At 41.7% G+C, this 2018-nt stretch carries 1 protein-coding gene; it reads left to right on the forward strand.

Annotation, left to right across the window (positions count from 1 at the left end; translation table 11 throughout):
- The first annotated feature begins 241 nt into the window (after nt 1-241).
- Nucleotides 242-1873: a SpoIID/LytB domain-containing protein gene (locus tag NWP21_RS17215; RefSeq protein WP_280793613.1), complete on the forward strand. Its 1632-nt coding sequence runs from the start codon at nt 242-244 to the stop codon at nt 1871-1873.
- Nucleotides 1874-2018 lie beyond the last annotated feature (145 nt).

Consider the following 2018-nt stretch of genomic DNA (forward strand, 5'->3'; position numbering starts at 1 on the left):
CCAACGCCACGCAGTTCTATAACTTATCCCTACCTTTTTTGCATAATCAGATAGTTTCATTCATTTAATGATCGTACATTCATAATATTATACTACAAATGTACATAAATGACTATAAATTCATTAAATTATTGTAGACCTCTGTTTGTTGCAGCACCTAAAATAATTGTGACAATTTTTCTAAGCATAAAAGGTCTATTAATTTCTAGATTAAGGTGGAAACATGACGAAAATCTGAGTAATGGTTAGCATTTTTGGCATTGGTAAGAATCAGATGACTATTATGAAGTCTAGGTTATGGCGTTTTTCCGCCACTGCAGTGACAACAGTTTCCTTGGTTTTCTTGACTGGTGCTTCAGCTGTTGAGAGCAAAAATCAGGATTTAGAACTGAGAATTGGCATTGTGCAACGATTTGGGGAGGATCCTCAAGTTAAGTTGCAACTGGAACCAACAGCTGGCGATCGCTTACAGCTAAGATTTACAGCAGGTAATCAGGAAAAAACCCTAGTTACCCAGAACCCAGTCAAGCTAGAAACAGTCATGGAGTCCTTACCGAAGCTTGAGGTGGAGGAGGTAGTAGTTTTAGGCACGTACCGCACCTTTGAAACTGCAGAAGACAGTGCCAAAAGTTGGCGTTCCCGGGGAATAGAGGTGGAAATAGCCCAACCGGAAAGGTGGCAAGTTTGGGCGAAACGGGATGTTTATAATACTCCCTTACTGCGACGTTTACTATTCCAGAGTGTGCGGACTGCTGGAAAGGAGATGGCATATATCGACACTAAGATTTTACCAGAAGTACCCAGAGTTACTTGGGAAGTCAACGGCAAGCGTTACAGCCCAAATCATTTAGAAATTAGCACAAATAAACAATTAATTCGAGTCAGAAGAGGGGAGAAACTGGAAAATAATCGTTTATATCCAGGAAGACTGACTTTACAGCCCAACGCCTATGGTACATATACTTTAGTGAATGAAGTAGCTTTAGAAAGCTATTTGCGTGGGGTTGTACCTCACGAAATTGGTATAAATGCGCCCACTGCAGCGGTAGAAGCCCAAGCAATTCTCGCCCGCACTTATGCTTTAAGGAATTTGCGGAGGTTTGTCACTGATAACTATCAATTGTGTGCGGATACTCACTGTCAAGTTTATTATGGTTGGAGTGGAACCGCACCCAGTACCGATGAAGCGATCGCCGCTACCAGGGGGATGATTTTAACTTACAATAATCAGTTAGTGGATGCCCTGTATTCTTCCACTACTGGGGGCGTTACTGGCTACTTTAGTGATGTTTGGAATGGTGAAGATCGTCCTTATTTGCGCCCGGTAGTAGATGCTGCGACCAACTTGTGGGATTTATCTTTAAAGAGTTTAGCTGATGAAACCAACTTTCGTGAGTTTATTAATCGCCGGGAAGGATTTAACGAAAGTACTTGGAATACCTTTCGTTGGCACAAGGAGACTCCCATTGATGATATTAACCGACTGTTACAAAGATTCCTGGAAATCAAAAATAGTCCCTATGCCAAATTTAACACCGTTGAGGCTATGTCTATAGTCAAGCGTAGTCGCAGTGGGAGGATTCTGGAACTGAGGGTGAAGACAGATATCGGCACTTTTACCCTGGAGAAAGACGAGATTCGTAGCGCTTTTGCTGCTCCCAGAAGTACCCTGTTTTATATAGAACCCCTCAATAAAGGTGCAGCAGATTTATGGGGATATGCTTTTATTGGTGGTGGACTGGGCCATGGGGTTGGTTTAAGTCAGACCGGGGCGCAAAATTTAGCTAAATTAGGTTGGTCAAATTCGCAAATTTTACAATTTTATTACCCCGGTACTCAAATTCAAACTCTTAATCCCAACATCAAATTTTAGCTGTAGAGTTTGTGAAATTATAGACAAATCTACAAAGTCACTTTACCAGGGGTAAACCTGATTGGAGTTACTCCTAACCCCTCTATCCCGTCTGCAAAAGCGTTCAGGACTGCTTTTCTTAATATGTTGTACGCCCCATTTAAAT

It is taken from the genome of Anabaenopsis sp. FSS-46, from assembly GCF_029891665.1.
GTDB classification, from domain to species: domain Bacteria; phylum Cyanobacteriota; class Cyanobacteriia; order Cyanobacteriales; family Nostocaceae; genus Anabaenopsis; species Anabaenopsis arnoldii.

Bases quoted from the DNA above. Each gene is read 5' to 3' on its own strand.
- NWP21_RS17215 (WP_280793613.1), top strand. From the start codon at position 242: ATGGTTAGCATTTTTGGCATTGGTAAGAATCAGATGACTATTATGAAG.